The sequence below is a fragment of the Tepidimonas fonticaldi genome, from assembly GCF_001675355.1.
GTDB lineage: Bacteria > Pseudomonadota > Gammaproteobacteria > Burkholderiales > Burkholderiaceae_C > Tepidimonas > Tepidimonas fonticaldi.
Window position 1 is genome coordinate 1 of the sequence record NZ_LZDH01000046.1, and the last position, 878, is coordinate 878.

Annotated in this window: 1 protein-coding gene and 1 pseudogene; both read right to left on the minus strand. The window is 43.6% G+C overall.

The genetic code is table 11. The annotated features are described in order from the left end of the window. The coding region (locus A9O67_RS13065) for a phosphoadenosine phosphosulfate reductase domain-containing protein (protein ID WP_156682264.1) at positions 1 to 322 on the minus strand (322 nt) is incomplete at its 3' end. Beyond that, positions 319 to 878, minus strand: a pseudogene (locus tag A9O67_RS13070) (NADPH-dependent assimilatory sulfite reductase hemoprotein subunit); the annotation flags it as partial. The gene A9O67_RS13065 and the pseudogene A9O67_RS13070, both read right to left, overlap by 4 nt.

Consider the following 878-nt stretch of genomic DNA (forward strand, 5'->3'; position numbering starts at 1 on the left):
GTTTGGCTCGATACACCTGCAAATTTAAATTCAGCTTATCTGTTAACACTTCAATAAACTGATAGGTTTCTGGGAACAAATAACCAGTATCCGTTAAAATAACAGGGATATTAGGCACAATTTGCGTCACCATATGCAATGTCAGTGCCGCTTGGAGACCAAAGCTGGAAGACAACACAAACTCAGTCGGTAAGTATTCAACTGCCCACTCAACCCGCTGTACTGCATTCATTGCTTCTAACTGGGAATTAAACTCAGCGAGATAAGCGATTTGTTGGGGCTTATCGAGTTCGATGAGTGCTGCTAGTTCAAGTCGGCTCATACTGCCTCCTTAACCTCATAAAAATCAACAGCAGAATTCAATACGGGCTTAACAACATTGGTGCGAATAACAAAATCGCCAAATCCTTCATTAGGTAGACGGCTTTTCGCCCAATCGCCGATTAACTCATCCAAAATAGCTAAAATCTCTGTACTAGTGATATTTTCACGGTACATGCGTGGAATACGGGTGCCAATGCGATTTCCACCTAAATGTAAGTTATATCTATCCATCGCTTTACCGACCAGTCCAACCTCTGCCAGCATGGCTCGCCCACAGCCATTAGGGCAACCCGTTACCCGCAAAACGATATGTTCATTGGCAACTAGATGGGCGGCCATGATACTTTCCACTTGACTAATAAATTCAGGTAAAAAACGTTCTGCTTCGGCCATCGCGAGCGGGCAAGTTGGAAATGATACACAAGCCATGGAATTTTCACGTTGTGCCGTAATATCATCACTCATTAACCCATGAGATCTGGCAATTGCTTCAATTGCCGCTTTTTCACTTTCGGGCACACCCGCAACAATTAAGTTTTGGTTTGCCGTTAAAC